Here is a 24591-nt window from a genome sequence, read left to right on the forward strand (position 1 = left end):
CTAGCATCCTGGCCGCATGGTGGATCGCGTCAGTATCGCTTTCGAGAAGCTTACCCCCCGGGAGCGGGAGATCCTCCGACTCATCGCGGCCCATCTCCAGTCCAAGGAGATCGCGCGAGCACTGGGCCTGTCGCCCAAGACCGTCGAGATGCACGTGCTCAGCGCCCGCCGCCGGCTGTCGGGCATGAGCCGCCGCGACGCGGCCCTGGCCTTCGTGGCCTGGGAAGGCGGCGACCCCGGTAAAGACTACCGTAAGCAGCCAGACGGGATGGCAGCGCTTCCGGGCGCGCGCCCTTTTGATCACGAGATCAAAAGCGACCGCAAAGGCGCATCACGGCCCAGTCTCGACGTTCAGCCCACGGGCCGGCGGGATTGGCGTTATGAACTGAGCGGTCTTCAATGGCTCGGCCTCGTGCTGGGCGTCACGGCCGCCGTCGCCGTGGCCCTGGCTGTGATCGCGATCAGCATCGACGCCCTCATCATGGCGATCCAGCGGATCACGCACTACTAGCCTGGCCGGTCACGAAGCCTGCGATCTCCAGTGTGAAACGGCCGCGCGGACGTCGCCGCGCGACAGGATTTGCTTTGGATGTTGCCGCGCGTTGAATATCGGAGGGCGGTCTCGGCGTTCGAAGACGCCGCGCCGCTGGCGTTCTGGCGAACGCCGACCTATTGGCTTGAACAGCCCTCACGCGCTTCGGGACCCGAGTTTGTCGATTTCCCTGAACACCTACATCCACTATCTGATCGCCGTGATCGTCTGCGGCTTGGGACTGTGGAAGGGCGATCGGCCGCTGCGGCTCGTGTCGGGCGTGACGATCATTTCCTGGAGCGTCACGCCGCTTCTCAGCCAATGGGACCATCCCGGCCTGAACGTGCCCCAGACGGTGACGGACGTGATCACCACGGGGGCCTATGTGTGGCTCTCTCTGCGATGGCGTCGGCTGTGGATCGTGGTGCTGGCCGCCCTGGCGACGCTGGTGATCCTGTGTCCGTTCGTCTACCTCCTGGACCCGCGGGTTCACCGCAACAGCTGGATAGCGGCCAACAATATCCTGGCCGTGTTCCACTTGCTGGTCATCCTGGTCGGCTTCTGGCTGACCCGTCGCGCCCCGGAGCGGGCCGATGAAGGAACTGTTCGATCCTGACCTCGATGCGATCGCCGACGAGGAAGACATCGACGAATTCCGGCGCGGCCTCGTCACGCTGAACGAGGATCATCGCCGCATCCTCATGATCTTGGTCCCCAAGCTGGTGGCGCTGCAGGAGCGCGGCGACTCCAGCGCCGCCCTGCGGCTGATCGCCGAGATCCGGCGCCTGGTGACCGGCGCCGAGGGACCGCTGCACTAGGGTTTGGGGGAAGGCCGCTGGATCTCAGCGGTCTTCGACGGCGCGGGCGAGGTCTTCGGGTCGATCCACATCGAGATGGATCCCCGGGTCCTCGACGGGAACCCGCGCCAAACGGGCGCCCGCGGTCTCCAGGAGGACGCGGGCGCCTTCGTCTCCGGACAGGGCGCGCAGGGCGGGGAACCACGAGGCGCCAAACAGCACCGGATGGCCGCGCCGGCCCAGATAGGTCGGGGCGACGATGTCGTGGGGGCTGGTCAGGGTGCGGGCCAGCGTCGTGACCGTGGCCGGGTCGATCCTGGGCATGTCGCCCAGCAGCACGAACACGCCGGCCGCGTTGTCGGGCAGGGCGCGGGCGGCGGCGCGCAGCGAGGCGCCCATGCCCTCGGCGGCGTCCTCGACCGTGACGATCGTCAGTCGGTCGCTAGCCGCCAGGCGCTCGGCGGTGGCCTTGACCACCTTGCGCACGGCGTCGCTGGCCACGGCCACATGGACGCGCCGGACGGGCGACAGGAAGGCGGTCAGCAGGGCGCCGGCGACCAGCGGTGCGCCATCCAGCCGCGCCAGCAGCTTGGCGCCGCCGAAACGGGCGCTGGCCCCCGCCGCCAGCACGATCGCCTCCAGCGACGTCGTATCCCTTTCCGTCATGGGTCTCAGCGCCTATTCTAGAAGCGGATATGACGCCTTATGACGATAGTCCCGCGCAAGCGGTCTTCGCGGCCCCCCGTCTGATTGACGGTTTTGGGCGCGCCGTCACCTATCTGCGCGTCTCCGTGACCGACCGCTGCGACCTGCGCTGCCTCTACTGCATGTCCGAGCACATGACCTTCCTGCCGAAGGCTGAAGTGCTGACGCTGGAGGAGCTGGACCGCCTGGCCTCGACCTTCGTCGGTCTGGGCGTGCGCAAGCTGCGCCTGACCGGCGGCGAGCCACTGGTGCGCAAGGGCTTCATGGAGCTGGTCGCCAGTCTGTCGCGCCACCTGCGCTCGGGCGCGCTGGACGAGCTGACCCTGACCACCAACGGCACCCAGCTGGAGCGGTTCGCCGCCGACCTGGCCCGCCACGGCGTGCGGCGGATCAATGTCTCTCTGGATACGCTGAAGCCCGATCTCTTCCGCAAGCTGACGCGCGGCGGCGACCTGGAGCGCGTGATCGCCGGGATCGACGCGGCCCTGGCGGCCGGTATCGCGGTGAAGATCAACGCCGTGGCCCTCAAGGCCGACAACGCGGCCGAGCTGCCCGACTTGATCCAGTGGGCCCATGCCCGTGGCTGCGACATGACCCTGATCGAGACCATGCCGATGGGCGAGGTCGACCAGGATCGCACCGACCAATATCTGTCGCTGCAGGACGTCCGCCGCGACCTGTCCTCGTTCTGGACGCTGGAGGACATCCACCACGCCACCGGCGGTCCGGCGCGTTATGTCCGGGTGGCGCAGACCGGCGGGCGGCTGGGCCTGATCACCCCGCTCAGCAACCACTTCTGCGATACCTGCAACCGGGTGCGGCTGACCTGCACCGGCACGCTGCACACCTGCCTGGGCCGCGACGACGCCAGCGATCTGCGCGCCGTGATCCGGGGCGGAGCGACCGAGGCGCAGCTGCGCGAGGCGATCTTCGCGGCGATCGGGTCCAAGCCCAAGGGCCACGACTTCCAGATCGCCCGCCCGGCCGTTGCCCGCCACATGTCCACGACCGGCGGCTGAGATGGCCCGCGTTCTTCTTTTCGGGCGCCTGGCCGATCAGGCCGGCTGGCGCGACCGCGTGATCGAGGCGGCTGATCTTTCGGCTTTGCGGCAAGTGCTCTCGGCCGAACTCGGCGACGCCCTGACCGCGCCCGGCGTCCAGGTCGCGGTCGACAAGGCCATCGTCCGGGGCGAGGTCGCCCTGACCGCCACGACCGAGGTTGCCTTCCTGCCGCCGATGAGCGGCGGATGATCGTCACCCTGACCAACGAACCATTCGAGCCCGGCGCGCTGGTCACGGCCTTCTGCGCCGATCGCCAGGAGACCGGCGCGGTGGCCACCTTCGTCGGCTTGGCGCGGGCCGAGAAGGGCCAGGCGGCGGCGCTTGAGCTGGAGGCCTATCCCGGCTTCACCGACGTCGCGATCGGCGAGATCGTTCAAGCGGCGATCGAACGGTTCAAGCTGCAGGACGTCCATATCGTCCACCGCACCGGTCGCATCGCGCCGGGCGAGGCGATCGTCTTCGTCGCTACGGCGGCCGGCCATCGCCGCGAGGCCTTCGAGGCCTGCGACTTCCTGATGGACTATCTGAAGAGCCGCGCGCCCTTCTGGAAGAAGGAGCACGGCCCGGACGGCGCGCGCTGGATCGAGCCGACGGACCGCGATAGGACCGACGCGCAACGGTGGGACTGAGGAGAGACGCAATGTCAGAAGGCCTGAAGCCGGGCGGCGGGATCAAGCCGGAGCTGCCGTTCAAGCCGGTGCGCATCGCCGTCTTGACCGTGTCGGACACCCGCGACGAAAGCACCGACACCTCGGGTCAGATCCTGATCGACCGGGTCCGCGACGCTGGTCATGAGTTCGCCGGCCGCGCCGTGATCCGCGACGACGTCGAGCAGATCCGCGCCCAGGTTCGCGACTGGATCGACAGCAAGGCGGTAGACGCCATCCTCACCACCGGTGGCACCGGCCTAACGGGCCGCGACGTCACGGTCCAGGCCCTTGAGCCCCTGTTCGACAAGAAGATCGACGGCTTCTCGGTGATCTTCCATCTGGTCAGCTACGCCACGGTGGGCCTCTCGACCCTGCAGTCGCGGGCCACGGCCGGCCTGATCGACGGCGTCTTCGTGTTCTGCCTGCCGGGCAGCAACGGCGCGGTGAAGGACGGCTGGGACAAGGTCATCGCCGCCCAGCTCGACAGCCGCCACAAGCCCTGCAACATGGTCGAGCTGATGCCGAGACTCCTCGAGCAATGAGCAAGCTGACCCACATCGACGACCAGGGCCGCGCCCGCATGGTCGACGTCTCCGACAAGCCGGCGACGGCGCGCGAGGCAGTGGCGACGGGCTTCGTGCGGATGAGCGCTGAGACCCTGGCGCTGGCCGTGTCCGGCTCCGGCCGCAAAGGCGACGTCCGCGCCGTGGCCGAACTGGCCGGCGTGATGGCCGCCAAGAAGACTTCGGACCTGATCCCGCTGTGCCATCCGCTGGCGCTGTCGAAGGTGGTCGTCGAAGTCGAGCCGGCCGAGGGCGGGCTGGCCGTCACGGCGCGGGTCAAGACGACCGGCCCAACCGGCGTCGAGATGGAGGCCCTGACGGCCGCCTCGATCGCCTGCCTGACGATCTACGACATGCTGAAGGCCGCCGAGAAGGGCATGGTCATCGAGGCCGTGCGCCTGCTCGAAAAGACGGGCGGCAAGTCGGGGGATTGGAAAGCGGACTAGCCGTGGGGCCGAAACCTCGTCCTTCGACAGGCTCAGGATGAGGTTTCTAATTCGACGTCCCGGTAGTCCTCATCCTGAGCTTGTCGAAGGACGAGGGCGGGCCCGCTAAGCCGCCCGACGCTGAGCTTCGCCGCTGATCCGCAGCTCGCCCATCCGCTGGGCCAAACGCGTAGCCTCCTGGGCCAGGGCATGGCTGGCGGCGGTGGTTTCCTCGACCATGGCGGCGTTGCGCTGGGTGACCTGGTCCATCTGGTTCATGGTCGTGTTGACCTCGGCCAGGCCGCGGGCCTGTTCCTGGGTCGAGGCGGCCATCTCGCCGACCAGGCCGTCGATCTGGTCGACCTCGTCGGCGATGGCGCGCAAAGCTTCGCCCGCTTTACCGACATATTCCACGCCCTGACCGACCTCGGCCGTGCTGGCGCTGATCAGCGTCTTGATCTCCTTGGCGGCGTCGGCGGAACGCTGGGCTAGGGCCCGGACCTCCTGGGCGACGACCGCGAAACCACGACCGGCTTCACCCGCGCGAGCGGCTTCGACGCCGGCATTGAGCGCCAGAAGATTGGTCTGGAAAGCGATCTCGTCGATGACGCCGATGATCTGGCCGATCTGTTCCGAGGACTTCTCGATGGCGCCCATGGCCTCGACGGCCTGGCTGACGATCGAGCCCGAGGCGTCGGCGGCGGTGCGGGCGCGTTCGACCACCTTACGGGCGCGGCTGGCCCCTTCGGCGGTCAGGCGCACGGTGCTGGTGATCTCGTCCAGGGCGGCGACGGCCTCTTCCAGGCTGGCGGCCTGGCGCTCGGTGCGGCCCGACAGGTCGTCGGCGGCGGCGGTGATCTCGGCCGTGCCGCCATGGATCGCGGTCACCGCGCCCAGCGAGGCGGCGATGACGCCCGACAGCTTCTCGACGGCGACGTTGAAGTCGACGCGCAGCTTCTCGTAGCCGGCGGGGAAGGGGCGCTCCAGGCGATGGCTGAGGTCGCCGCGCGACATGTGCTGCAGCGCCTCGGCCAGGCTCTCGACGACGGCCTTCTGGGTGGCCTCGGCCTCGTTGCGGCGTTGCTCGGCCTGCTGGCGCTCGATCTCCAGCGCGTCGCGGACATCGGCGGCTTCCAGCTCCTTGCGGCGGGCTTCGACGGTGTCGTGGAAGGTCTGCAGGGCGTCGGTCATCTGGCCGATCTCGTCCTGGCTGGTTTTCTTGGGCAGTACGACCGACAGGTCGCCGGCCGACAGGCGGCGCAGCGCGTGGGTGATGGCGACCAGCGGCGCGACCAGGCCGCGCTTGGCCGCGACCATCAGCGCGACGGCGAACAGGCCGGCGGCGACCAGCAGCGCGCCCATCACGACCTGGCCCAGCAGGCTCATCGACTTGGCGGCCTTGGAGTCACGAACGGCGGCGGCTTCGATCTTGGTCGAGGCCTCTTCCATCTTGGTCTCGAGCGCCGAGAACTGCTTGGCGAAGCCCGGCAGCTTGTCGCGGGCGCCGGCGATGTCGCTGTCGGCGCTGCCGACGATCTCGCCGGCCGAGGCGATGTAGGTCGCCAGCGGCGCCTCGACCTCGGCCAGGGCGGCCTTGACCGCCGGGTCCTGGGCCAGCTGGGCGCTGGAGGCGATGTCGTCCTTGAACGCCTGGGTGTGTTCGGCCAGGTCCGCGCGCACCGCCTTCAGGTCGACACCCAGGGCCGGGTCGCTGGACATGATGCCGCCCATGACGTCGGCGCGCAGGGCGTCGTGCATCATGTCGGCGTGCATGTGCAGGCGCAGGATCTTGGCGGAGGCTTCCGATCGCGTCAGCGCGCTGTCGAGGCTCATGGCCACCCACAGGCCCGTGCCGGCCGTGGCCGCGCACAGCAGCGCCGCGCCGGCTGCCGCTCCCATGACCTTCTGACCCAAGGACGCCATGTCGATCTTCTCCCTGCGGGTAGGCCGCAAATCTCGGGAAGAAGGATGCCGGTGGAGGTCTCTAACGCGTCTTAACCGTAACCGTGTCGGGCCGGCGACATAACGTCGCTATCGGGGAATCTCGGCCGTCTTCACGAGCGCGACCTGGCGGTAGACCGCCGCGATCTCGAAATAACGGCCGAAGGCGGCGTGGAACTGGTCGACCGCCTGTTTCACGCCCGGTCCGCCGATCTCGCTGATGTCGTGCCAATAGTCGTCCAGCACCATCATGCCGCCCACGCTGAGCAGGCTGGCGCAGAAGCACAGGTCGATCAGCACGGCCAGGGCCGTGTGGCTGCCGTCGACATAGATCAGGTCGAACTGTTCGTTCCGCTCCAGCATCTGGGGCAGGACATAGGTCGAGAAACCCTTGTGCGTGTCCAGGCTGCGGAAGCCGCACTTGGCCATGTTGCGGCGGAAGCGCGGTTCGACGGCGTGGTACTTCTCTTCCGGGTTCAGGGCCTCGTCGAACCAGGGGTCGATGACGGTGACCGCCAGGCGGCTGGGCAGCAGCCAGTCCATGAAGGCCAGGTTGCGGCCCTCATAGGCGCCGATCTCCATGTAGCGGATCGTCTCGCCCTCGGGGCGCTTAGCCGCGAAGTCGCGCAGCAGCGGAGCCACGAACGGGATGTTGTTGCTGGCCCAGGTCGAGGTGAACTCGAAACCGGCCTGCTCGGCGTGGGTGTTGAAAGCGTCGACCACGGCGTGGTCGCGCTGGCCGCCCAGTATGGTCTTGGCCAGGTTGGTCGCCAGGCGCGGATTGATCTTGGTCAGCGAGCGCAGCTTGGCCAGACCGGCGCGGTGGGTCACCGCCTCGGCGTCGAAGTGCATGTCGGCCATGGTCCGTGTCCCCGCAATCGTTCGCGAAGACCCTAGGCCAAAGGTCTTAAGCGACGATGATCTGGCCGTCGCGGATCTCGACGGGCCAGGGGAACAGCTTCTCGTTGGGGCAGGGGCCGGCGACGCAGGCCCCGTCCTCGATCTTGAACAGGGCCGCATGGCCGGCGCACAGGATCAGGTCGTTCTCGCGGGTCAGGTAGCGCCCGGCGAAGCCCGCCAGCGGCCAGCCGGCGTGCGGGCAGCTGTCGACATAGCCGACCACCAGGTCGCCCTTGCGCACCACGAAGCCGGCGAACATCGCGTCACCCTCGCGATAGCGGAAACCCTTCGAGCCGGGCGAAGGCACCTCGTCCAGCGCGCAGAGCACCGTGCCGGCGGTGGGGCGGGCGGGGTTGTCGCGGTCGAGGTTCATGGCGCCGGGACCGCGTCGATCCCGACCGGCCACTCGTGAATCTCGACTCGCTCGAACAGGCCGGCCTGGAAGTAAGGATCAGCCGCCGAGAAGGCCCGCGCGGCGGCGAAGTCGACGACCTCGACCGCCATCAGCGAACCGCGCATGACGCCGGCTTCGTCCTTCAGATAGGCCCCGAACCGGTAGTCCGGCCGCGAGCGGACGAAGGCCAGGTGCGCAGGCCGGGTGGCTTGGCGCAGATCTTCGGTCCCGGGCCGGTCCAGGTAGTGCAGGGCGAACAGCGGCAAGGTCAGCCGATCGAGCCGACGCCCACGCGCCAACCGTCGATCGCGACGCTCTCAAAGATGCCGGCCAGGGTATAGGGATCGTTGTCGACGAAGGTCTGCACGGCGGCGCGGTCCTCGGCTTCCACGATCAGCATCGAGCCGATCGGCGAGCCGGCGTCGTCCAGCAGCGGGCCGGCGGCCTTCACGACGCCCGCGGCGTTCAGATAGTCGAGGTGGGTCGGGCGGGTGGCCATGCGCGTCTCGAGGGCGCCGGGCCTGTCCTTGCAGTAGACGACGAAGAGGGCCATGCGGTGGTCCTTACCTAACTTAAGCTTCTGATTTCAGGGGGCGCGAGAGCAGCCCGGCGATGGCGGCGTCGACCGCGACCTCGCCGGCCAGGATGGCGGCGACGGCCTCGCAGATCGGAACTTCCACGCCGACCTTGCGGGCCAAGGCGCGGACCGCCGGGGCCGACGCGACGCCTTCGGCCACCGAGACCTTGCCGGCCAGGGCCTGTTCCAGGGTCAGGCCCTGGCCCAGGGCCAGGCCGACGCTCATGTTGCGCGATTGCGGGCTGGAGCAGGTGAGCACCAGGTCGCCCAGGCCGCACAGGCCGGCGACGGTCTCGGGCTTGGCCCCCAAGGTCACGGCCAGGCGGGTCAGTTCCGCGAAGCCGCGGGTGATCACCGTGGCGTGGGCGTTGCGGCCCAGGCCCTTGCCCTCGACAATGCCGCAGGCGATGGCCAGGACGTTCTTGACCGCCCCGCCGGCCTCGGCCCCGATCAGGTCGTTGGCCGTGTAGGGCCGGAAGGTCGGGATGGCGATAGCCTCGGCGATGGCGCGGCCCAGGATCTCGTCCTCGCAGGCCAGGGTGACGGCGGCGGGCAGGTTCCGGGCCACCTCGCCGGCGAAGCTGGGGCCCGACAGCACCGCGATCGGCGCGCCCGGCAGGCTCTCGGCGGCGACGTCGGTCATCAGTTTCAGCGAGCCCTGCTCGACGCCCTTGGAGCACAGCACGATCGGCGCGCCGGCCTGGTGATGCGGGGCGAAGGCGGTCAGGGCCGCGCGCAGGTGCTGGGCCGGCGCGACGGCCAGGATCAGGTCGCAGTCGGCGAGACCAGCCAGGTCGGTGACCGCCTTGATGCCGGGCTCCAGGGCGATGCCGGGCAGGAACACCGCGTTCTCGTGCTTTTCGTTGACCGCCGCGACCACCTCGGGCTCACGCGCCTGGAGGGTGACTTGGAGGCCCGCGCGGGCCGCGACTTGGGCCAGGGCCGTGCCCCAGGCGCCGGCGCCGATTACGCCTACGTGGTGGAAGGTCATGCCTTGGCTCCCTTGCGTCCGTAGGCGTTGGCGGGATTGGCCAGCGCCGCGGCTTCGTCCAGCGGCCAGCGCGGACGGGCGACGGCGTCGAGGTCGTCGGAGATCCCCAGCGCCAGCCGCTCGGCCCCGGCCAGGGCGATCATGGCGGCGTTGTCGGTGCAATAGGCCAGCGGCGGGGCGGCGAAGCTGAAGCCGTTTTTCTCGCAGTCGGCCAACAGGGCCGCGCGCACCGCGCCATTGGCGGCCACGCCGCCGGCGACGACGAAGCGCAGCTCATCCGCGCCGTGGCTTTCCTTGTAGAGCTTCATCGCTCGATCGACCCGCTCGGACAGCTGGCGAGCGATGGCGAACTGGACGGCGGCGGCCAGGTCGCGGCGCTCGTCGTCGGTGGTCAGGGTCTCGGCGATCCGCGCGGCGGCGGTCTTCAGGCCCGAGAACGAGAAGTCGCAGTCCTTGCGGCCCAGCAGGGCGCGGGGCAGGGCGTAGCGGGTCGCGTCGCCGCCGACCGCCAGCTTCTCCAGGGCCGGACCGCCCGGATAGGGCAGGCCCAGGCTCTTGGCGATCTTGTCGAACGCCTCGCCGGCCGCGTCGTCGATCGTGGTGCCCAGGCGCTTGCAGGCCCCGACGCCGGACACTTCCAACAGCTGGCAGTGGCCGCCGGAGACCAGCAGCAGCAAAAACGGATAGGCGATGTCGGCGCCCAGGCGGGCCGAGACCGCGTGGCCTTCCAGGTGGTTGACGGCGACCAGCGGCACGCCGCGCGCCAGCGACACGGCCTTGCCGAACGCCAGGCCGACCATCACGCCGCCGACCAAGCCGGGACCCGCCGTGGCGGCCACGCCGTCCAGCTGGTCGAAGCCCACGCCCGAGGCGCGCATGGCCTCCGCGGCGATGGCGTCGACGGATTCCACGTGAGCGCGGGCGGCGATCTCGGGCACCACGCCGCCGAACGGCGCGTGCATCTCGAACTGGGTGCCGATGATCGAGGACAGCACCGTGACCGTCCCGTCCGCCTCGCGGCGCACGACCGAGGCCGCGGTCTCGTCGCAGCTGGTCTCGAGGCCGAGGATGATCAGGGCGGAATCCGTAGGGGTTTTCATTCGTTGCGGGCTTCCCGCCGCTCCTGTAGCAGCGAAGATGAAATCTCGTCTCCGCAGGTAACGTTCCGACCGTGTCCCGGCAACCTCCCATCCGCATCGGCGCGCGCGGCTCCAAGCTCTCCCTGGCCCAATCGGGGCTGATGCAGGCGCGGATCGCGCATGCCCTGGGCGTCCCCGTGGGCGCTTCGCAGGAAGAGATCGAGGCCGCCGCGCCGCTGATCCCGATCGTCACCAGCGGCGACCGCATCCAGGACCGCCGCCTGATGGAGATCGGCGGCAAGGGCCTCTTCACCAAGGAGATCGAGGAAGCCCTGCTGGACGGCCGCATCGACTGCGCCGTCCACTCGCTGAAGGACATGCCGGCAGAACTGCCGCCGGGCCTGATCCTCGCCGCGACGCCCGAGCGCGAAGATCCGCGCGACGCCTTCATCAGCAATATCTGCGAGCGTTTGGAAGACCTGCCTAAGGGCGCGCGCCTGGGCACCGCCTCGCTGCGTCGCCAGGCCCAGGCCCTGCACGTGCGGCCCGACCTCGAGATCGTCATGCTGCGCGGCAATGTCGACACGCGCCTGGCCAAGCTGGAGCGCGGCGAGGCCGACGCCATCCTGCTGGCGCAGTCCGGCCTGAACCGCCTGGGCCTGGGTCACATCACCAAGAGCTGGCTCGATCCCGACGCCGCCCCGCCGGCCCCGGGCCAGGGCGCGCTGGTCATCGAAACCCGCCTGGAAGACGCCCACGCGCCGTGGCTGCAGGCCGTCAGCTGCCGCGAGACCACCATCGCCGTCGCCGCCGAGCGTGGCGCCCTCTATGCGCTGGAAGGCTCGTGCCGCACGGCCATCGGCGCGCGCGCGGTGCTGGACGGGACGCGGCTGACGATGATCGTCGAGGCCCTGACCCCGGACGGGGCTCAGCGCTTCCGCCGCCACGGCGAGACGACCCTGTCGGGCGCCAACGACATCGCCGAGGCCCGCGAACTGGGCCTCAAGCTCGGCGCCGAGGTCCGCGCCGAGGGCGGCGACGCCATCCTGCTGCCGGAGTAACGGCATGAACGCGGGCGCGCCGGTCTGGATCACCCGCGCCCGTCCCGGCGCCCTGGCCACGGCCGAGCGCGTGCGGGCCCTGGGCTTTGACGCCATCGTCGACCCGCTGCTGGCGGTCGAGACCCTGGACGCCGAAATCGACCTCTCCCACATCGCGGCCTTGGCCTTCACCAGCGCCAACGGCGTCGAGGCCTTCGCGCGGCTGTCGGACGCGCGCGGCCTGCCGGTGTTCGCTGTCGGGCGGGCGACCGCGCGGGCGGCGGAAGGGCAGGGGTTCGCCTCGGTCTCCAGCGCCGACGGCGATGTCGAGGACCTATGCGACCTGATCGCCGCTGGGGCGGCCGGGATCGTGCTGTGGGCCGGCGCCAAGGAACCGGCGGGAGACTTGGTCGGCATGCTGCGCGGCTGCGGGGTGATGGCCAAGGGCGTCAGCGTCTACGAGACGCTGGAGCGCGCCCCGTCCGAAGAGACCCTGGCCCGGCTGGACGCTCCGCTGACGACGCTGGTCCACTCGCCCCGCGCGGCGCGTGTCCTCGCCGAGCATCTGCGGGCGCGGCCCGCGCCGAACCTGCGAGCCTTATGCCTGTCCGAAGCGGTCGCCGCGCCGCTTGGCGGCCTCGCCAGCGTGACCTTCGCGCCGCGTCCGGACGAATCCGCGCTCTTGGACCTGCTCTCAGCTTAAGCCTGACGTTGCACGGCGCGGCGGCGTGGGGCACGAATGGACGCCATGAACGCCGCTCCCGATCCCGCTGAAATCGTCGCGCCCAGCGATCCGGCGCTGTATGCCCGCCGACGAGTCATGGGGCCGGGCGTCTGGCTGTGGCTGGTGCTGTGCGTGCTGTGCATCGCCCTGGGCGCCGGCGTCGCCCACTACGGCCCGACCCTGTTCAAGTCCAAGGACAAACCGGCCGATGGCGCGGTCTCGGCCGCGCCCAGCGCCCGCCCGGTCGCCGATCGTGTCGCCACGGGCTCGGCCCTACCGGTCGAGAACGGCGACACCGCCGTCGCCCCGCCCGCCGCCGACGTCGAGCGCCTGGACGGCCGAATCACTGCCCTGGAGAGCGGCCAGAAGAACGTCACCGACGCCGCCGTGGCCGCCCTGGCCGTCTCGGCCCTGGCCGAAGCCGCCGAGACCTCGCGCCCGTTCGGCCAGGAGCTGGCCGGCCTGCAGCGCGTGCTGGCTCCGTCGCCGGACCTGCGCGCCCTGGAGAGCCTGTCCGAGCGCGGCGCCCCGACCCGCGCGGGCCTGGCCATCCAGTTCGGCAACCTGGCCGGCCGCGCCGCCAGCGCCGCCCGCAATCCCGGCGCCGACGCCGACCTGTTCTCGCGGATCCGCTACGCCCTCGCCAGCATCGTCTCGATCCGCCACGTCGGCTCGACCAAGGGCGCGACGCCGGACGCCATGCTGGCCCGCGCCCAGGCCCTGCTGGATGACGGCGACATCGAGGGCGCGGTCCAGGCGCTGGACGCCCTGCCGGATCCGGCCCGCGAGGTGCTGGCGCCGTGGTTCAACGCCGCCGGTCGCCGCATCGAGATCGATCGCCACGTCGCGGCCATCCGCGCGGACGCCCTGGCCGGCCTGTCGCGCGTGTCCCGAGCCGCGCCCCAGGGGCTGCAATGACGCGCGTCGCCTTCGCCCTCTTCCTGGTCGCCGCCGTCGCGGTCGGGGTCCTGGCCCTGACCGGCGAGCCCGGTCGCGCGGCGTTGGAGTGGATGGGCTGGCGCATCGAGATGACCGCCGCCACGGCGGCCCTGCTGACCCTGTTCTCGGCCCTGCTGTTCACCCTGCTGTGGCGCGGGATCATCTGGATCGTCGAGGCCCCCCGCCGGGCCGCCCGCGCCCGCGCCGAGGCCAAGCGCAAGCAGGCCATCGAAGCTCTGTCGCGTGGCTTCCTGGCCGTCGCGGCCGGTGACGGCTCCGAGGCCCGCCGCCTGGCCCAGAAGTCCGCCGAGCTGGCCGAAGACGCCCCGGCCCTGGTTCGCGTCCTGGCCGCCCAGGCCGCCGAAGCCGCCGGCGATCGCGGCGCGGCCAAGAGCGCCTACAACGCCATGCTCGGCTTTCCCGAAATGCGCCTGGCCGGCCTGCGCGGCCTGATGCAGGCGGCCCAAGCTGAAGGCGACAAGGCCGCCGCCGTTCGTCACGCCGAAGCCGCCTACGGCCTGGCCCGCACCGCTCGCTGGGCCTGGCGCGCGCTGCTGGAGGCCCGCCTCGAGGCCGGCGACTGGGCCGCAGCGTTGGACCTCGTCCAGGGCGCTCTGGAGCGCAAGATCGTCTCGCCCGCCGTGGCTGACCGCAGTCGCGCGGCCCTGCTGGCCGCCTCGGCCGCGAGCCTGGAAGAATCCCACGACCCCAAGGCCCGCGCCCAGGCGCTGGACTTCGCGACCCAGTCGGTGAAGCTCAAGCCCGACTTCGCCCCCGGCGTGGTCATGGCCGCCCGCCTGTTGGCCGACGACGGCAAGGTCGCCAAGGCCGGCCAGCTGATCGAGGCCGCCTGGAAGGCCGAGCCGCACCCGGCCCTGTGGCTGGCCTATCGCGACCTGAAGACCAACGAGCTGCCCAAGGCCCGCGCCCAGCGCCTGGCCGCCCTGGCCGCCATGAAGCCCGAAGCTCGTGAGAGTCGCATGCTGCGGGTCGAGAGCGCCCTGATCGGCGGTGACCCCATCGCCGCCCGCGCCGCCGCCCGCCTGTTGGACCAGGAAGCCCCGACCGCCCGCTTCGCCGGCCTGATGGCTCGCGTCGCCGCCGCCAACAGCGAGGCCGATGAGGCCCGCGCCTGGATCGCCCGCGGCGTAGAGGCCCCGCAGGAGCCCGACTGGTCGGACCTCGACCCGGAAGGTCGCGCCTTCGCCTATCAGCGCGAGGACTGGGCTCGCCTGGCGTCCAGCTACGCCGAGACCGGCCAGCTGATCCATCCGCGCCACGAGCGCCGCGAGCGGACGATGAACGACCTGCCGGAGATTCCCTCGGCCTATTCGGACTATGCCGAATCGACGCCGTTCATCCGCGCGGCCGAGACCGGCGGGCCCATGATCCCTATTCCGGATGACCCCGGAATCTTCGACGCGCCGCCGATTTCCGACCCTCCGGAAGGGGGTCCGGCGCCAAGACGCAATTCTGGTGCAAGACGACGCTTGGCAAGTGGCTCGCGTCCCGCTAAGTAGGCGCTCCTCGCGGTCGGACCCTGGTTCGAAGCGACGTGGGCCGCTTTAGCTCAGCTGGTAGAGCACATCATTCGTAATGATGGGGTCAGGTGTTCGAGTCACCTAAGCGGCACCACCACTTCTCCTTCTTCTGAAATTCGGAACTCGCTTCACGACGGCTCCGTTCGTGTCTCGAAGGAGTTTCGCCATGTCCCAATCCGTCGATAACGACACCGCCCTCGAAGAGGTGATGACCTTCCTCGACTCGCCGCCCGAGCCGGGTTCGGCCGACGATGAGCGGTTCGGGGAGCGGTTGCGGCAGGTGATCGCGGCGTCGATCCCGTTGGACGAGGGCGAGGATCCGGAGGATGCGCCGACCTTGCAGTTGGACGATGCGTTCCGGAGCAAGCTGGAGAAGGTGGCTCAGCAGCGCGGCGGGTCTTACTTCGGCGACCATCCCGATGGGATCGGCCCGACGCTGGGCATGGACGTGAGCAAGGCCTAGTCGTCCCAGCCTTTGCGTTTCTTCTTCTTGCCCAGGGCGAAGATGCCTGGATAGGGGCCTTTGCCGACGCGGTAGAGGCACCAGTCATCGTCCTTGGCGCAGTCGCCATCGAAGGCGGCCTTCTTGTCCGGGTCGATGGCCGCGTACATCGGGGCGGTGCGTGAGCGTTGGCCGTCGGCCTCGGCGCAGGCGGCTTTCTGGTCGCGGTTCAGGGCCACGGTCTTTTCGTGCCGACAGCCGAGGCTTTCGCGCAGGCTGTCGCGGGTCTGGTCGCTCTGCTCGACCAGCTTGCGGGCGGTGAAGCCGGGCGGGGCGACGATGGCTGGCGGGCCGGAGGGCTTGGCGACCACGGGCGGGGCCGGGATAGCGGCAAGCGGCGGTGGGGTAGCGCTGGGGCGAATAGGCGCCGGCGTCGTGGGAGCGGCCTTCGGCGTTTCCGCGCGCGGCGAGGGCGCGTCCAGCAGTTCAGCTTCGATGACCGGCGGCTCGACCAGCTGGGGCATCCAATGCGCGCCGGAGACCAGGGCCAGCAGCACCAGCGCGTGGGCGGCCAGGATCAGCGCCAGGATCGCCAGATCCCGCCCAAGGGATTGGCTTTTGGGCCGTCGCCACGTCTCGTTGGCGATCGCCATGCCCAAAGTCGCTACTCCGTCACTCTGGAGAGGTCGGTACGCGCGGGGTGCGTTACAAGCACGGCCGTTTCGGACAAGAAAAAGGCCCGGTGTTTCCACCGGGCCTTCTCTTTGATCAGCTACGGGGCGGAGCTTACGCCGCTTCCTTCGCCTTGACGCCGAAGCGGCCGTAGAAGGTCTCGCCCTTTTCAGCCATCTCGCGCAGCAGAGCCGGCGGCGCGAAGCGTTTGCCGTACTGCTGGGCCAGGCGATCGCAGGTCTCGACGAAGGCCTTGGCGCCGACGCCGTCGATCAGGCTGATCGGGCCGCCGGTCCAGGGCGCGAAGCCCCAGCCCAGGATGGCGCCGACGTCGGCTTCGCGCGGGTCGGTGATGACGCCTTCCTCGAAGCAGCGGGCGGCTTCGACGGCCTGGCGGTACAGCAGGCGCGTGCGGATCTCCTGGATCAGCGTCGCGTCGGCGTCCGTGGTCGTCACCGGGGCGAGGTCCGAAAGGCCCTTCCACAGGGTCTTCTGGCCGTTCTCCGGATAGTCGTAGAAGCCCTTGCCGTTCTTGCGGCCCAGGCGGCCCAGCTCGACGACCATCTTCTCCAGGACGGGCGCGAACGGACGCTCTTCGTACTTGTCGCCGAGGTCCTTCTTGGTCTGCTCGCCGATCTTGTAGGAGAGGTCCAGGGCGACGTCGTCGTTCATCTCCAGCGGGCCGCGCGGCATGCCCGTGGCGCGGCCGACATTGTCGATGATGGCGGGCGCGATGCCCTCGGCCATCATCTCCAGGCCTTCCTGCACGAAGGTGCCGAAGCAGCGCGAGGTGTAGAAGCCGCGGCTGTCGTTGACGACGATCGGGGTCTTCTTGATCTTCAGGACGTAGTCGATCGACTTGGCCAGGGCTTCCTGGCTGGTCTCGGCGCCCATGATGATCTCGACCAGGCCCATCTTGTCGACCGGCGAGAAGAAGTGGATGCCGATGAACGAGGCCGGGCGGACCGAGGCCTTGGCCAGACCGGTGATCGGCAGGGTCGAGGTGTTGGAGCCGAAGATGGCGGTGTCGGCCAGTTCGGCTTCCGCCTTCTTGGTGACTTCCGCCTTCACGTCGCGGTTCTCGAACACGGCCTCGACGACCAGGTCAGAACCCTTGACCAGGCCGTAGTCGGTGGTCGGGGTGATCAGGGCCAGGATGGCGTCGCCCTTCTCCTGGGTCAGCTTGCCGCGCGAGACGGCCTTCTTCACCAGGCCCTCGGCATAGGCCTTGCCCTTGTCGGCGGCTTCCTGCGTCTGGTCGATCAGCACGCTCTCGATGCCGGCCATGGCTTGGACGTAGGCGATGCCTGCGCCCATCATGCCGGCGCCCAGCACGGCGACCTTCTTGACGTCGTAGTGCGGGACATTGGCCGGACGGCCCGAACCCTTGCCCAGCTCTTGCAGGCTGAGGAACAGGGTGCGGATCATGCCCTTGGCCTGGGGCGACATCATCGTCTTCAGGAAGTAGCGGGTCTCGATGCGCAGGGCGGCGTCGAACGGCACTTGGGTGCCCTCATAGACCGCCTTCATGATGTTCAGCTGGGCCGGATAGTTGCCATAGGTCTGCTTGCGCAGCATGGCGTTGCCCATGATGAAGACCTGGCTGCCGGTCGGGGTGTAGGGACCGCCGCCCGGGAGCTTGAACTCCTTCTTGTCCCACAGGGCGACCGGGTCGCCCTTGGTCTTGACCCAGGTCTTGGCGGCTTCCACCACCTGATCGGCCGGGACGACCTCGTGCACGACCTTGTTGGCCAGGGCCTCGGCCGGCTTCATCGACTTGCCTTCCAGCAGGTACGGCGCGGCGGCCATCACGCCCATCAGGCGCGGCAGACGCTGGGTGCCGCCGGCGCCCGGCAGCAGGCCGACCTTGGCTTCCGGCAGGGCCAGCTGGATCTTCGGATTGTCGGCGACCACGCGGTAGTGGCAGGCCAGGGTGATCTCGAGACCGCCGCCCATGGCCAGGCCGTTGATGGCCGCGGCCACCGGCTTGCCGCAGGTTTCCAGGGCGCGGAACGCCTTGTTCAGCGCGAAGCCGGCTTCGAAGGCGGCCTTCAGGCCCTCTTCGCCCGGCTTGCCGCCGCCCAGGCCACCGCTGCCGCCGAGTTCACCCAGGTCGGCGCCGGCGCAGAAGCCGCTGGCCTTGCCCGAGGTGATGACGGCGCCCTTGATGGCCTCGTCGCTCTTGATGCGGTCGACGACGTCGCCGATTTCCTTGATGACCGAAGCGGTCAGGGTGTTCATCGAGCGGCCGGGCACGTCGAAGGTGACCAGGGCCACGCCGTCGGAATCGACCTCGATCTTGAAGTTTTCCATGGTGTTAGCTCCTAGGTCTTAGACGCGTTCGATGACGGTGGCGGTGCCCATGCCGGCGCCGACGCACAGGGTGATCAGGGCGGTTTCCTTGTCCGAGCGTTCCAGCTCGTCGACCATGGTGCCCAGGATCATCGCGCCGGTGGCGCCCAGGGGGTGACCCATGGCGATGGCGCCGCCGTTCACGTTCATCTTGTCGTGCGGGATGTTCAGCGCCTGCATCATGCGCAGGACGACGGCGGCGAAGGCTTCGTTCAGCTCGTAGAGGTCGATGTCGGAGACCTCCATCTTCAGCTTCTTGAGCAGCTTCTCGGTGACCAGCGACGGACCCGTCAGCATGATCGAGGGCTCCGAGCCGATCGAGGCGGCGCCCTTGATGCGGGCGCGGGCCTTGAGACCCAGGGCCTCGCCCATTTCCTTGGTGCCGATCAGGACGCCGGCGGCGCCGTCGACGATGCCCGAGCTGTTGCCGGCGTGGTGGACGTGGTTGACCTTCTCCACCTGCGGATAGCGCTGGGTGACGACGGCGTCGAAGGCCATGTCGCCCATGCCCTGGAACGAGGGGTTCAGCGAAGCCAGGGTCTGCATGGTGGTCGAGCCGCGCACGGTCTCGTCATGGTCCAGGATGGTGATGCCCAGCTGGTCCTTCACGCCCACGACCGACTTCTTGAAGCGACCGTCGGCCCACGAGGCCGCGGCGCGCTTCTGGCTCTCGACGGCATAGGCGTCGACGTCGTCGCGGCTGAAGCCGTACAGCGAGGCGATCAGGTCGGCCGAGACGCCCTGCGGGGCGAAATAGGTCTTGAAGGCCGAGGACGGGTCGGTCGGCCAGGCGCCGCCATCGCTGCCCATGGGCACGCGGCTCATGCTCTCGACGCCGCCGCCGATGGCCAGGTTGGCTTCGCCCGAGGCGACCTTGGCGGCGGCCATGTTCACGGCTTCCAGGCCCGAGGCGCAGAAGCGGTTGATCTGCACGCCGGCGACGCTCTCGGCGTAGTCGGCGGTCAGGACGGCGGTGCGGGCGATGTCCGAACCCTGCTCGCCGACGGGGGCGACGCAGCCCAGCACGACGTCGTCGACGTACGAGGTGTCGAGGTTGTTGCGGTCGCGGATGGCTTCCAGGACCTGGGTGGCCAGCGACAGGGCGGTGATCTCGTGCAGAGACCCGTCCTTCTTGCCCTTGCCGCGCGGGGTGCGCACGGCGTCGAAGATGTAAGCGTCAGCCATGGAATGGCTCCTTCCTGCGAAGCGATGTTCGTGTCGTTGAAAGCGGGCTGTGGACCCGGCTTATTGTTTCCAGTTGCCGATCGGGTAGGTGCCGATCGGTTCGCATTTGAGGCCGCTGGCGGCGGCCTTGGCGCGGTAATAAACGCGCTTGCCGAACGTCGGCGGCGGCAGCGAACAGGCGGTGAAGCCCGAGGTCGTGACCTCCAGCTTCCACTCGGCGATCTTGGAGCGCAGCAGCGTCTGGCAGATGTCCTTGCCAGCCGGCGTCAGCGGCAGCTTGAAGGCGCCGGGCTGGGCGCGCTTGCCGACCAGCTCGCCGGAATAGGTGAGGGGCCGCGGGCCTTGGACGGCGCGCACGCAGACCACGGCCGAACGGTCTTCGGTCGGCGCGGCGGCGGGGCCGGCCAACAGGGCGATGAGGGTCAGTACGATCACAGCGTCCTCGCGATCAGGAGTTTCATGATCTCGTTCGTGCCGCCGTAGATGCGCTGGATGCGGCTGTCCTTGTACATGCGCGCGATCGGGTACTCGTTCATGAAGCCATAGCCGCCGAACAGCTGCAGACAGCGGTCGACGATCTTGTTCTCGAGGTCGCTGACCCAGTACTTGGCCATCGAGGCCGTCGCGGCGTCGAGCTTGCCTTCGAGATGCTGGCCGATGCAGTGGTTGACGAAGACCTTGGCGACGGTCGCCTCGGTCTTGCATTCGGCCAGGACGAACTGGGTGTTCTGGAAGTCGATGATCGCCTTGCCGAAAGCCTGGCGCTGCTTGACGTAGTCGATGGTCAGTTCCAGGGCGCGCTCGATCGTCGCCATGCCCTGCACGGCGATGTTCAGGCGTTCCTGGGGCAGTTGGCCCATCAGCTGGAAGAAGCCCTGGCCTTCGTCGGTCCCCAGCAGGTTCTCGGTCGGCACCTTCACGTCGTTGAAGAACAGTTCCGAGGTGTCCTGGGCCTCGTGACCCAGCTTGTCGAGGTTGCGGCCGCGCTCGAAGCCTTCGGCGCCATCGGTCTCGACGATCATCAGTGAGGTGCCACGGGCGCCGCCGGTCACGTCGGTCTTGGCGACCACGATGATCAGGTTGGCGGTCTGGCCGTTGGTGATGAAGGTCTTGGAGCCGTTGATGACGTACTGGTTGCCGGACTTCTTGGCGGTGGTCTTGATGCCTTGAAGGTCGGAGCCGGCGCCCGGCTCGGTCATGGCGATGGCGCCGACCAGCTCGCCGGTGGCCAGGCGCGGCAGCCAGCGCTGCTTCTGCTCTTCCGTGCCGTAGTGGAAGATGTACGGCATGACGATGGCGTTGTGCAGGCTGATGCCGAAGCCGTCGACGCCCTTCAGGCCCAGCTGTTCCATCAGCACGACCTCGTGGCGATAGTCGCCGCCGGCCCCGCCATACTGGTCGGGCGTGGAGAGGCCGAGCAGGCCGGCCTCTCCCGATTTCGTCCACATGTCGCGATCGACGCAGTGGTTCTTGCGCCACTTCGCGACCGTCGATTCAGGCGCGTGCTCATCGAAGAACTTGCCCACCGCGTCCTCGAAGATCGCGATGTCCTCTTCGGCCATGAAGGCGGGTTTTTCGACGTTGAGCACGCTCATGATCAGAAGGCCTCCGCGGGCAGCGCCATCAGGGTCGCCGAGCCGGTCTTCAGCTTGGCCAGGTGTGCCCCGGCGTCAGGCAAGACGCGTTCGATGAAATAGCGGCCGGTGACCAGCTTGGTGGTGAAGAACGGATCGGACGAGCCGGCCGCGATCTTGGCGTTGGCCGCCTTGGCCATCAGCGCCCACATGTACGCCAGGCCGGTCAGGCCGAAGAGGTGCATGTAGTCGGTCGAGGCCGCGCCGGCGTTGTCGGGGTTCTGCAGGCCGTTCTGCATCAGCCACATGGTGCCGTCCTGCAGCTGGGCCTTCACGCCCGACAGGGCTTCGATGAAGGGCTTCAGCTCGGTGTCGGCGTCGTTCTCGCCGATGAACTGGTCGACTTCCTGGAAGAAGGTCATGACCGCGCGGCCGCCCTTGGCGGCCAGCTTGCGGCCGACCAGGTCCAGGGCCTGCACGCCATTGGTGCCTTCGTAGATCAGGGCGATACGGCAATCGCGCATGAACTGGCTGACCGGGAAGTGCTCGGTGAAGCCGCTGCCGCCGTGCACCTGCACCGCGTTCGAGCAAACCTCGAAGCCCTTGTCGGTCAGGTAGCCTTTCAGCACCGGCGTCATCAGGCCCATGTAGTCCGAGGACTTTTCACGCACCGCCGCGTCCGGGTGGACGTGCGACAGGTCGCCGTGCAGGGCGGTCCAGAACAGGAAGGCGCGGCCGCCTTCGATCAGGGCCTTGCTCTCCAGCAGCATGCGGCGCACGTCCGGGTGGACGATGATCGGATCGGCCGGACCGTCGGCGTTTTTCGGACCCGTCAGCGAGCGGCCTTGCAGGCGGTCCTTGGCGAAGGCGACGGCGGCTTGATACGCCGCTTCGCCCTGGGCCACGCCCTGCATGCCGACGCCCAGACGCGCCTCGTTCATCATGACGAACATGATCTTGAGGCCCGAATTCTCTTCGCCGATCAGATAGCCCTCGGCGTCGTCGTACTGCATGACGCAGGTGGCGTTGCCGTGGATGCCCATCTTCTCTTCCAGACCGACGCACTTGACGCCCTGGTTACGCTCGCCGACCGAGCCGTCGTCCTTGGGGAAGAACTTCGGCACGATGAACAGGCTGATGCCCTTCACGCCGGCCGGGGCGCCTTCGATGCGGGCCAGCACCAGGTGGACGATGTTGTCAGACATGTCGTGCTCGCCGGCGCTGATCCAGATCTTCTGGCCGGTGATCTTGTAGCTGCCGTCGGCCTGCGGGACCGCCTTGGTGCGCAGGAGACCCAGGTCCGTGCCGCAGTGCGGCTCGGTCAGGTTCATGGTGCCGGTCCATTCGCCGGTGACCATCTTCGGCAGGTAGGTCTGCTTCTGGTCGTCCGAGCCGCCCGTGTGGATGGCCGAATAGGCGCCGTGGGCCAGGCCCGGATACATCGAGAACGCCATGTTGGCCGAGCTCGACATCTCGCTGAAGGCCAGGTTGACGACGTGCGGCAGGCCCTGGCCGCCATAGGCCGGGTCAGAGCCCAGGCCGGTCCAGCCGCCTTCGCACAGCTGCTTGTAGGCGTCCTTGAAGCCCGGCGGGGTGGTGACGACGTTGGTGACCGGATCCAGCTTGCAGCCGTTCTTGTCGCCGACCGTGTTCAGCGGGGCCAGCACCTCGCCGGTGAACTGGGCGGCGGCGTCCAGGATCTGCTCGACGACGTCGAACGGCGCGTCCGAGAAGCCGGGCAGGTCGCCGTGCTGATCGATGTTGAGCACGTCGCGCAGGATGAACGCGTGATCGCGAACGGGCGGCTGGTAGGTCATGAAACGGTCCTGGCTAGGATCGGGAGGAGGGACAGGTGTGCGTCCGCCCTCTGCCGCGCGTCTTGCACGTAAGAGGGCGTCGCGAAGGTCTTACTTGCCCAGCATCGCTTCGGCGTGACCGTCGAGACGGGCGCGCAGCACCTGCTCGTAGTCGGCCGCGCGGGGCAGCAGGTCGGGGCGGATCTCGGCGAGGCGCTTTTCGAGGCGGTTGCAGGCTTCGCGCAGCTCGATCAGGGCGTTGTCGATGTCTTCGCGCTGTTGCTCCAGCGCGTTGGCGCGTTCGCGGAACTTCTTCAGCGAGCGGGCCATCTGCGCCGCGCCCTCGTCGTTCTCGTCGTACAGGTCGAGAAGTTCGCGGATCTCGGTCAGCGACAGGCCCACGCGCTTGCCGCGCAGGATCAGCTGCAGGCGGACGCGGTCCTTGTGGGAATAGACGCGGTTCAGGCCCTCGCGGGCCGGATTCAGCAGGCCCTTGTCTTCGTAGAAGCGCAGGGCGCGCGGGGTAGCCTTAAATTCGTTGCAGAGCTGGCGGATCGTAAAGGTCCGCTCTGGGCGTCGCAGGTCGGCCATGGGTTGAAACCTCCCGGAAAGTGGGCCCGGCTACTGCGGCCGGGCCGCTTGGTTATCGACGATCACCCTAAACCCGATATCGGGCGACCGTCAACGCTTACGTAAACGTCAACTTGTCGATAGCCGATAGGTTTACTTTCCTAGGGTTGCAGGCGTACTTTCCTAGGGAAGGCCGAGCGCAAGGAGACGCCGCGATGGCGACCCTCTCTCACGGCGAAATCTGGCGCGCCATCGACGCTCTGGCCGAGCGGTTCGACATGACGCCGTCGGCCATGGCCCGGATGGCGGGCCTGGATCCGACCAGCTTCAATCGTTCCAAGCGCGGTTCCAGCGAACCCGACAGCCGGCCGCGCTGGCCCTCGACCGAGAGCCTGGCCAAGCTGCTGGAAGCGACGGGGGTCAATTTTTCGGAATTCGCGGCCCTGACCGAACAGGCGCCGGTGCGGACGCCCGGACGACGCGGTGCGCCGCTGATCGGGCTGGATCAAGCGGGCAGGGACGGCTTCTTCGACGAGGCGGGCCTGCCGGTCGGCGCCGGCTGGGACGAGGTCTCCGCGCCGGACCTGGGCGAGGGGCTCTTTGCGCTGGAAGTCTCGGGAACGGCGCTGGCCCCGGTCTATCGCGACGGCGATCGGCTCTTGGTCTCGCCCACCGTCGAGCCGCGCAAAGGCGACCGCGTGGTGGCGCGGACGAGCGCGGGCGAGGTGCTGGTGCGGGAGCTGGGCCGGGTGACGGCCAGGACGATCGAGCTCTTGCCGTTTAGCCGCTCCGGCGACGATCGCCTGCTGTCGCGGGACGAGGTCGCCTGGATCGCTCGGATCGTCTGGGTCAGCCAGTAGGCCGACCCTTAGACAGGTCGCTTAGGTGCGCGGGCAGCTGGCGTGGGTGTCGAGCAGCCAGGCGATCAGCGGACCGGCCGACGGATCCTCGCACGACACGTCCAGGCGGTACGACGCCCAGGTATCGTTATGCGCGGCCTCGACGTGAGCGTCGGGGAACTGTTGGACAATGCCGCCCAGCAAGGAATCGAATTCGGTGCGGTCGGCAGGGCGAAGCGTGAACGAAGCCATTGGAATAACCTTGATGACTAAATCTTGGTTCTGATGGTCGCAGCCTAGA

At 68.8% G+C, this 24591-nt stretch carries 30 protein-coding genes, 1 tRNA gene and 1 pseudogene; 16 read left to right on the forward strand and 16 right to left on the reverse strand.

From position 1 onward, the window contains the following. Window positions 1-16: 16 nt before the first annotated feature. The 3 genes from AC07NF_RS13140 to AC07NF_RS13150 all read left to right on the forward strand — a co-directional run bounded on the left by AC07NF_RS13140 (window position 17) and on the right by AC07NF_RS13150 (window position 1350). A complete protein-coding gene (locus AC07NF_RS13140) occupies window positions 17-511 on the forward strand; it encodes a helix-turn-helix domain-containing protein (protein ID WP_494626472.1) in 495 nt (164 codons plus the stop codon). A 199-nt stretch (window positions 512-710) separates the two neighbouring features. Further along, complete coding sequence (locus AC07NF_RS13145) at window positions 711-1148, forward strand: hypothetical protein (protein WP_492815939.1); 438 nt, start codon at window positions 711-713, stop codon at window positions 1146-1148. Then, window positions 1126-1350 carry a hypothetical protein gene (locus AC07NF_RS13150; RefSeq protein ID WP_492815937.1) on the forward strand — a complete coding sequence of 75 codons (225 nt, stop codon included), beginning with the start codon at window positions 1126-1128 and terminating at the stop codon, window positions 1348-1350. Before AC07NF_RS13145 ends, AC07NF_RS13150 begins: the two co-directional genes overlap by 23 nt. Window positions 1351-1374: 24 nt before the next feature. On the opposite strand, the gene AC07NF_RS13155 is transcribed toward AC07NF_RS13150, so the two are convergent. Then, window positions 1375-1995 (reverse strand): nucleotidyltransferase family protein, encoded by a 621-nt coding sequence (locus tag AC07NF_RS13155; RefSeq protein WP_494626475.1) that lies wholly within the window; start codon window positions 1993-1995, stop codon window positions 1375-1377. A gap of 29 nt (window positions 1996-2024) precedes the next feature. Between AC07NF_RS13155 and moaA the strand changes: the two genes are divergently transcribed. From moaA to AC07NF_RS13185, 6 genes and pseudogenes are all read left to right on the forward strand, one after another. Then, window positions 2025-3053, forward strand: coding sequence for a GTP 3',8-cyclase MoaA (gene moaA / locus AC07NF_RS13160; RefSeq protein ID WP_494626477.1), 1029 nt, complete (start codon window positions 2025-2027; stop codon window positions 3051-3053). A 1-nt stretch (window position 3054) separates the two neighbouring features. Beyond that, window positions 3055-3285, forward strand: a complete 231-nt coding sequence (locus AC07NF_RS13165; protein ID WP_494626479.1) for a MoaD/ThiS family protein — start codon at window positions 3055-3057, stop codon at window positions 3283-3285. Further along, window positions 3282-3725: a molybdenum cofactor biosynthesis protein MoaE gene (locus tag AC07NF_RS13170; RefSeq protein WP_494626480.1), complete on the forward strand. Its 444-nt coding sequence runs from the start codon at window positions 3282-3284 to the stop codon at window positions 3723-3725. Before AC07NF_RS13165 ends, AC07NF_RS13170 begins: the two co-directional genes overlap by 4 nt. A gap of 11 nt (window positions 3726-3736) precedes the next feature. Further along, window positions 3737-4288: a molybdenum cofactor biosynthesis protein B gene (gene moaB / locus AC07NF_RS13175; protein WP_492815927.1), complete on the forward strand. Its 552-nt coding sequence runs from the start codon at window positions 3737-3739 to the stop codon at window positions 4286-4288. Then, window positions 4285-4755 (forward strand): cyclic pyranopterin monophosphate synthase MoaC, encoded by a 471-nt coding sequence (moaC, locus tag AC07NF_RS13180; protein ID WP_494626483.1) that lies wholly within the window; start codon window positions 4285-4287, stop codon window positions 4753-4755. Before moaB ends, moaC begins: the two co-directional genes overlap by 4 nt. Window positions 4756-4770: 15 nt before the next feature. Continuing rightward, window positions 4771-4855, forward strand: a pseudogene (locus AC07NF_RS13185) (hypothetical protein); the annotation flags it as partial. A gap of 5 nt (window positions 4856-4860) precedes the next feature. Here the strand turns inward: AC07NF_RS13185 and AC07NF_RS13190 are convergent. From AC07NF_RS13190 to tsaD, 7 genes are all read right to left on the reverse strand, one after another. Beyond that, the gene (locus tag AC07NF_RS13190; protein WP_494626485.1) at window positions 4861-6657 is read right to left on the reverse strand and encodes a methyl-accepting chemotaxis protein; all 1797 of its coding nucleotides are present in this window, start codon (window positions 6655-6657) and stop codon (window positions 4861-4863) included. 108 nt (window positions 6658-6765) lie between these two features. Further along, window positions 6766-7536, reverse strand: a complete 771-nt coding sequence (locus AC07NF_RS13195) for a class I SAM-dependent methyltransferase (protein ID WP_494626487.1) — start codon at window positions 7534-7536, stop codon at window positions 6766-6768. Window positions 7537-7582: 46 nt separating this feature from the next. Next, window positions 7583-7948 carry a Rieske (2Fe-2S) protein gene (locus AC07NF_RS13200; RefSeq protein ID WP_494626490.1) on the reverse strand — a complete coding sequence of 122 codons (366 nt, stop codon included), beginning with the start codon at window positions 7946-7948 and terminating at the stop codon, window positions 7583-7585. After that, window positions 7945-8268 (reverse strand): YciI family protein, encoded by a 324-nt coding sequence (locus AC07NF_RS13205; protein ID WP_494626492.1) that lies wholly within the window; start codon window positions 8266-8268, stop codon window positions 7945-7947. The genes AC07NF_RS13200 and AC07NF_RS13205 overlap by 4 nt, the downstream gene beginning before the upstream one ends. Next, complete coding sequence (locus tag AC07NF_RS13210; protein ID WP_494626495.1) at window positions 8238-8522, reverse strand: YciI family protein; 285 nt, start codon at window positions 8520-8522, stop codon at window positions 8238-8240. The genes AC07NF_RS13205 and AC07NF_RS13210 overlap by 31 nt, the downstream gene beginning before the upstream one ends. 19 nt (window positions 8523-8541) lie before the next feature. Continuing rightward, the gene (locus tag AC07NF_RS13215; RefSeq protein WP_494626497.1) at window positions 8542-9537 is read right to left on the reverse strand and encodes an NAD(P)H-dependent glycerol-3-phosphate dehydrogenase; all 996 of its coding nucleotides are present in this window, start codon (window positions 9535-9537) and stop codon (window positions 8542-8544) included. Next, window positions 9534-10637 (reverse strand): tRNA (adenosine(37)-N6)-threonylcarbamoyltransferase complex transferase subunit TsaD, encoded by a 1104-nt coding sequence (gene tsaD / locus AC07NF_RS13220; protein ID WP_494626499.1) that lies wholly within the window; start codon window positions 10635-10637, stop codon window positions 9534-9536. Before tsaD ends, AC07NF_RS13215 begins: the two co-directional genes overlap by 4 nt. 71 nt (window positions 10638-10708) lie before the next feature. Between tsaD and hemC the strand changes: the two genes are divergently transcribed. The 6 genes from hemC (at window position 10709) to AC07NF_RS13250 (ending at window position 15323) form a co-directional block, all read left to right on the forward strand. After that, the gene (gene hemC / locus AC07NF_RS13225) at window positions 10709-11677 is read left to right on the forward strand and encodes a hydroxymethylbilane synthase (RefSeq protein WP_494626501.1); all 969 of its coding nucleotides are present in this window, start codon (window positions 10709-10711) and stop codon (window positions 11675-11677) included. Between the two features lie 4 nt (window positions 11678-11681). Then, window positions 11682-12359, forward strand: coding sequence for a uroporphyrinogen-III synthase (locus tag AC07NF_RS13230; protein ID WP_494626503.1), 678 nt, complete (start codon window positions 11682-11684; stop codon window positions 12357-12359). A gap of 45 nt (window positions 12360-12404) precedes the next feature. Further along, entirely contained in the window at window positions 12405-13298 is an 894-nt protein-coding gene (locus AC07NF_RS13235; RefSeq protein ID WP_494627566.1) for a COG4223 family protein, read from the forward strand. Next, window positions 13295-14839 (forward strand): heme biosynthesis HemY N-terminal domain-containing protein, encoded by a 1545-nt coding sequence (locus AC07NF_RS13240; RefSeq protein WP_494626505.1) that lies wholly within the window; start codon window positions 13295-13297, stop codon window positions 14837-14839. Before AC07NF_RS13235 ends, AC07NF_RS13240 begins: the two co-directional genes overlap by 4 nt. Before the next feature lie 39 nt (window positions 14840-14878). Continuing rightward, window positions 14879-14954, forward strand: a tRNA-Thr gene (locus AC07NF_RS13245). A 72-nt stretch (window positions 14955-15026) separates the two neighbouring features. Beyond that, entirely contained in the window at window positions 15027-15323 is a 297-nt protein-coding gene (locus tag AC07NF_RS13250) for a hypothetical protein (protein ID WP_494626507.1), read from the forward strand. Here the strand turns inward: AC07NF_RS13250 and AC07NF_RS13255 are convergent. The 7 genes from AC07NF_RS13255 to AC07NF_RS13285 all read right to left on the reverse strand — a co-directional run bounded on the left by AC07NF_RS13255 (window position 15320) and on the right by AC07NF_RS13285 (window position 23472). Next, a complete protein-coding gene (locus AC07NF_RS13255) occupies window positions 15320-15955 on the reverse strand; it encodes a hypothetical protein (protein ID WP_494626509.1) in 636 nt (211 codons plus the stop codon). The two genes, AC07NF_RS13250 and AC07NF_RS13255, sit on opposite strands and share 4 nt — an antisense overlap. Before the next feature lie 133 nt (window positions 15956-16088). Further along, a complete protein-coding gene (locus AC07NF_RS13260) occupies window positions 16089-18287 on the reverse strand; it encodes a 3-hydroxyacyl-CoA dehydrogenase NAD-binding domain-containing protein (RefSeq protein WP_494626511.1) in 2199 nt (732 codons plus the stop codon). Between the two features lie 18 nt (window positions 18288-18305). Next, window positions 18306-19511, reverse strand: a complete 1206-nt coding sequence (locus AC07NF_RS13265) for an acetyl-CoA C-acetyltransferase (RefSeq protein ID WP_492815902.1) — start codon at window positions 19509-19511, stop codon at window positions 18306-18308. Between the two features lie 60 nt (window positions 19512-19571). Continuing rightward, window positions 19572-19946 (reverse strand): hypothetical protein, encoded by a 375-nt coding sequence (locus AC07NF_RS13270; protein WP_492815901.1) that lies wholly within the window; start codon window positions 19944-19946, stop codon window positions 19572-19574. Then, window positions 19943-21106, reverse strand: a complete 1164-nt coding sequence (locus AC07NF_RS13275; protein ID WP_494626513.1) for an acyl-CoA dehydrogenase family protein — start codon at window positions 21104-21106, stop codon at window positions 19943-19945. The genes AC07NF_RS13270 and AC07NF_RS13275 overlap by 4 nt, the downstream gene beginning before the upstream one ends. A gap of 2 nt (window positions 21107-21108) precedes the next feature. Further along, a complete protein-coding gene (locus AC07NF_RS13280) occupies window positions 21109-22902 on the reverse strand; it encodes an acyl-CoA dehydrogenase C-terminal domain-containing protein (protein ID WP_494626515.1) in 1794 nt (597 codons plus the stop codon). A gap of 90 nt (window positions 22903-22992) precedes the next feature. Beyond that, window positions 22993-23472, reverse strand: coding sequence for a MerR family transcriptional regulator (locus AC07NF_RS13285; RefSeq protein ID WP_291874532.1), 480 nt, complete (start codon window positions 23470-23472; stop codon window positions 22993-22995). 194 nt (window positions 23473-23666) lie between these two features. Here AC07NF_RS13285 and AC07NF_RS13290 point away from each other — a divergent pair, with 194 nt between their 5' ends. Next, window positions 23667-24311 carry a S24 family peptidase gene (locus AC07NF_RS13290; protein WP_494626517.1) on the forward strand — a complete coding sequence of 215 codons (645 nt, stop codon included), beginning with the start codon at window positions 23667-23669 and terminating at the stop codon, window positions 24309-24311. 21 nt (window positions 24312-24332) lie between these two features. Here AC07NF_RS13290 and AC07NF_RS13295 read toward each other — a convergent pair whose 3' ends face one another. Then, window positions 24333-24542 (reverse strand): hypothetical protein, encoded by a 210-nt coding sequence (locus AC07NF_RS13295; RefSeq protein ID WP_454713591.1) that lies wholly within the window; start codon window positions 24540-24542, stop codon window positions 24333-24335. Window positions 24543-24591: the final 49 nt, after the last annotated feature.

Source organism: Caulobacter sp. GW821-FHT10A06 (assembly GCF_059415805.1).

Coding starts and splice junctions, on each gene's coding strand:
- AC07NF_RS13275 (WP_494626513.1), bottom strand. CDS start 21,106: ATGAGCGTGCTCAACGTCGAAAAACCCGCCTTCATGGCCGAAGAGGAC.
- AC07NF_RS13215 (WP_494626497.1), bottom strand. CDS start 9,537: ATGACCTTCCACCACGTAGGCGTAATCGGCGCCGGCGCCTGGGGCACG.
- AC07NF_RS13140 (WP_494626472.1), top strand. CDS start 17: ATGGTGGATCGCGTCAGTATCGCTTTCGAGAAGCTTACCCCCCGGGAG.
- AC07NF_RS13170 (WP_494626480.1), top strand. CDS start 3,282: ATGATCGTCACCCTGACCAACGAACCATTCGAGCCCGGCGCGCTGGTC.
- AC07NF_RS13200 (WP_494626490.1), bottom strand. CDS start 7,948: ATGAACCTCGACCGCGACAACCCCGCCCGCCCCACCGCCGGCACGGTG.
- AC07NF_RS13155 (WP_494626475.1), bottom strand. CDS start 1,995: ATGACGGAAAGGGATACGACGTCGCTGGAGGCGATCGTGCTGGCGGCG.
- AC07NF_RS13265 (WP_492815902.1), bottom strand. CDS start 19,511: ATGGCTGACGCTTACATCTTCGACGCCGTGCGCACCCCGCGCGGCAAG.
- AC07NF_RS13230 (WP_494626503.1), top strand. CDS start 11,682: ATGAACGCGGGCGCGCCGGTCTGGATCACCCGCGCCCGTCCCGGCGCC.
- AC07NF_RS13190 (WP_494626485.1), bottom strand. CDS start 6,657: ATGGCGTCCTTGGGTCAGAAGGTCATGGGAGCGGCAGCCGGCGCGGCG.
- moaB (WP_492815927.1), top strand. CDS start 3,737: ATGTCAGAAGGCCTGAAGCCGGGCGGCGGGATCAAGCCGGAGCTGCCG.
- moaC (WP_494626483.1), top strand. CDS start 4,285: ATGAGCAAGCTGACCCACATCGACGACCAGGGCCGCGCCCGCATGGTC.
- tsaD (WP_494626499.1), bottom strand. CDS start 10,637: ATGAAAACCCCTACGGATTCCGCCCTGATCATCCTCGGCCTCGAGACC.
- AC07NF_RS13235 (WP_494627566.1), top strand. CDS start 12,405: ATGAACGCCGCTCCCGATCCCGCTGAAATCGTCGCGCCCAGCGATCCG.
- AC07NF_RS13240 (WP_494626505.1), top strand. CDS start 13,295: ATGACGCGCGTCGCCTTCGCCCTCTTCCTGGTCGCCGCCGTCGCGGTC.
- AC07NF_RS13165 (WP_494626479.1), top strand. CDS start 3,055: ATGGCCCGCGTTCTTCTTTTCGGGCGCCTGGCCGATCAGGCCGGCTGG.
- AC07NF_RS13280 (WP_494626515.1), bottom strand. CDS start 22,902: ATGACCTACCAGCCGCCCGTTCGCGATCACGCGTTCATCCTGCGCGAC.
- AC07NF_RS13210 (WP_494626495.1), bottom strand. CDS start 8,522: ATGGCCCTCTTCGTCGTCTACTGCAAGGACAGGCCCGGCGCCCTCGAG.
- AC07NF_RS13255 (WP_494626509.1), bottom strand. CDS start 15,955: ATGGCGATCGCCAACGAGACGTGGCGACGGCCCAAAAGCCAATCCCTT.
- AC07NF_RS13260 (WP_494626511.1), bottom strand. CDS start 18,287: ATGGAAAACTTCAAGATCGAGGTCGATTCCGACGGCGTGGCCCTGGTC.
- AC07NF_RS13250 (WP_494626507.1), top strand. CDS start 15,027: ATGTCCCAATCCGTCGATAACGACACCGCCCTCGAAGAGGTGATGACC.
- AC07NF_RS13150 (WP_492815937.1), top strand. CDS start 1,126: ATGAAGGAACTGTTCGATCCTGACCTCGATGCGATCGCCGACGAGGAA.
- moaA (WP_494626477.1), top strand. CDS start 2,025: ATGACGCCTTATGACGATAGTCCCGCGCAAGCGGTCTTCGCGGCCCCC.
- AC07NF_RS13290 (WP_494626517.1), top strand. CDS start 23,667: ATGGCGACCCTCTCTCACGGCGAAATCTGGCGCGCCATCGACGCTCTG.
- AC07NF_RS13195 (WP_494626487.1), bottom strand. CDS start 7,536: ATGGCCGACATGCACTTCGACGCCGAGGCGGTGACCCACCGCGCCGGT.
- AC07NF_RS13285 (WP_291874532.1), bottom strand. CDS start 23,472: ATGGCCGACCTGCGACGCCCAGAGCGGACCTTTACGATCCGCCAGCTC.
- AC07NF_RS13295 (WP_454713591.1), bottom strand. CDS start 24,542: ATGGCTTCGTTCACGCTTCGCCCTGCCGACCGCACCGAATTCGATTCC.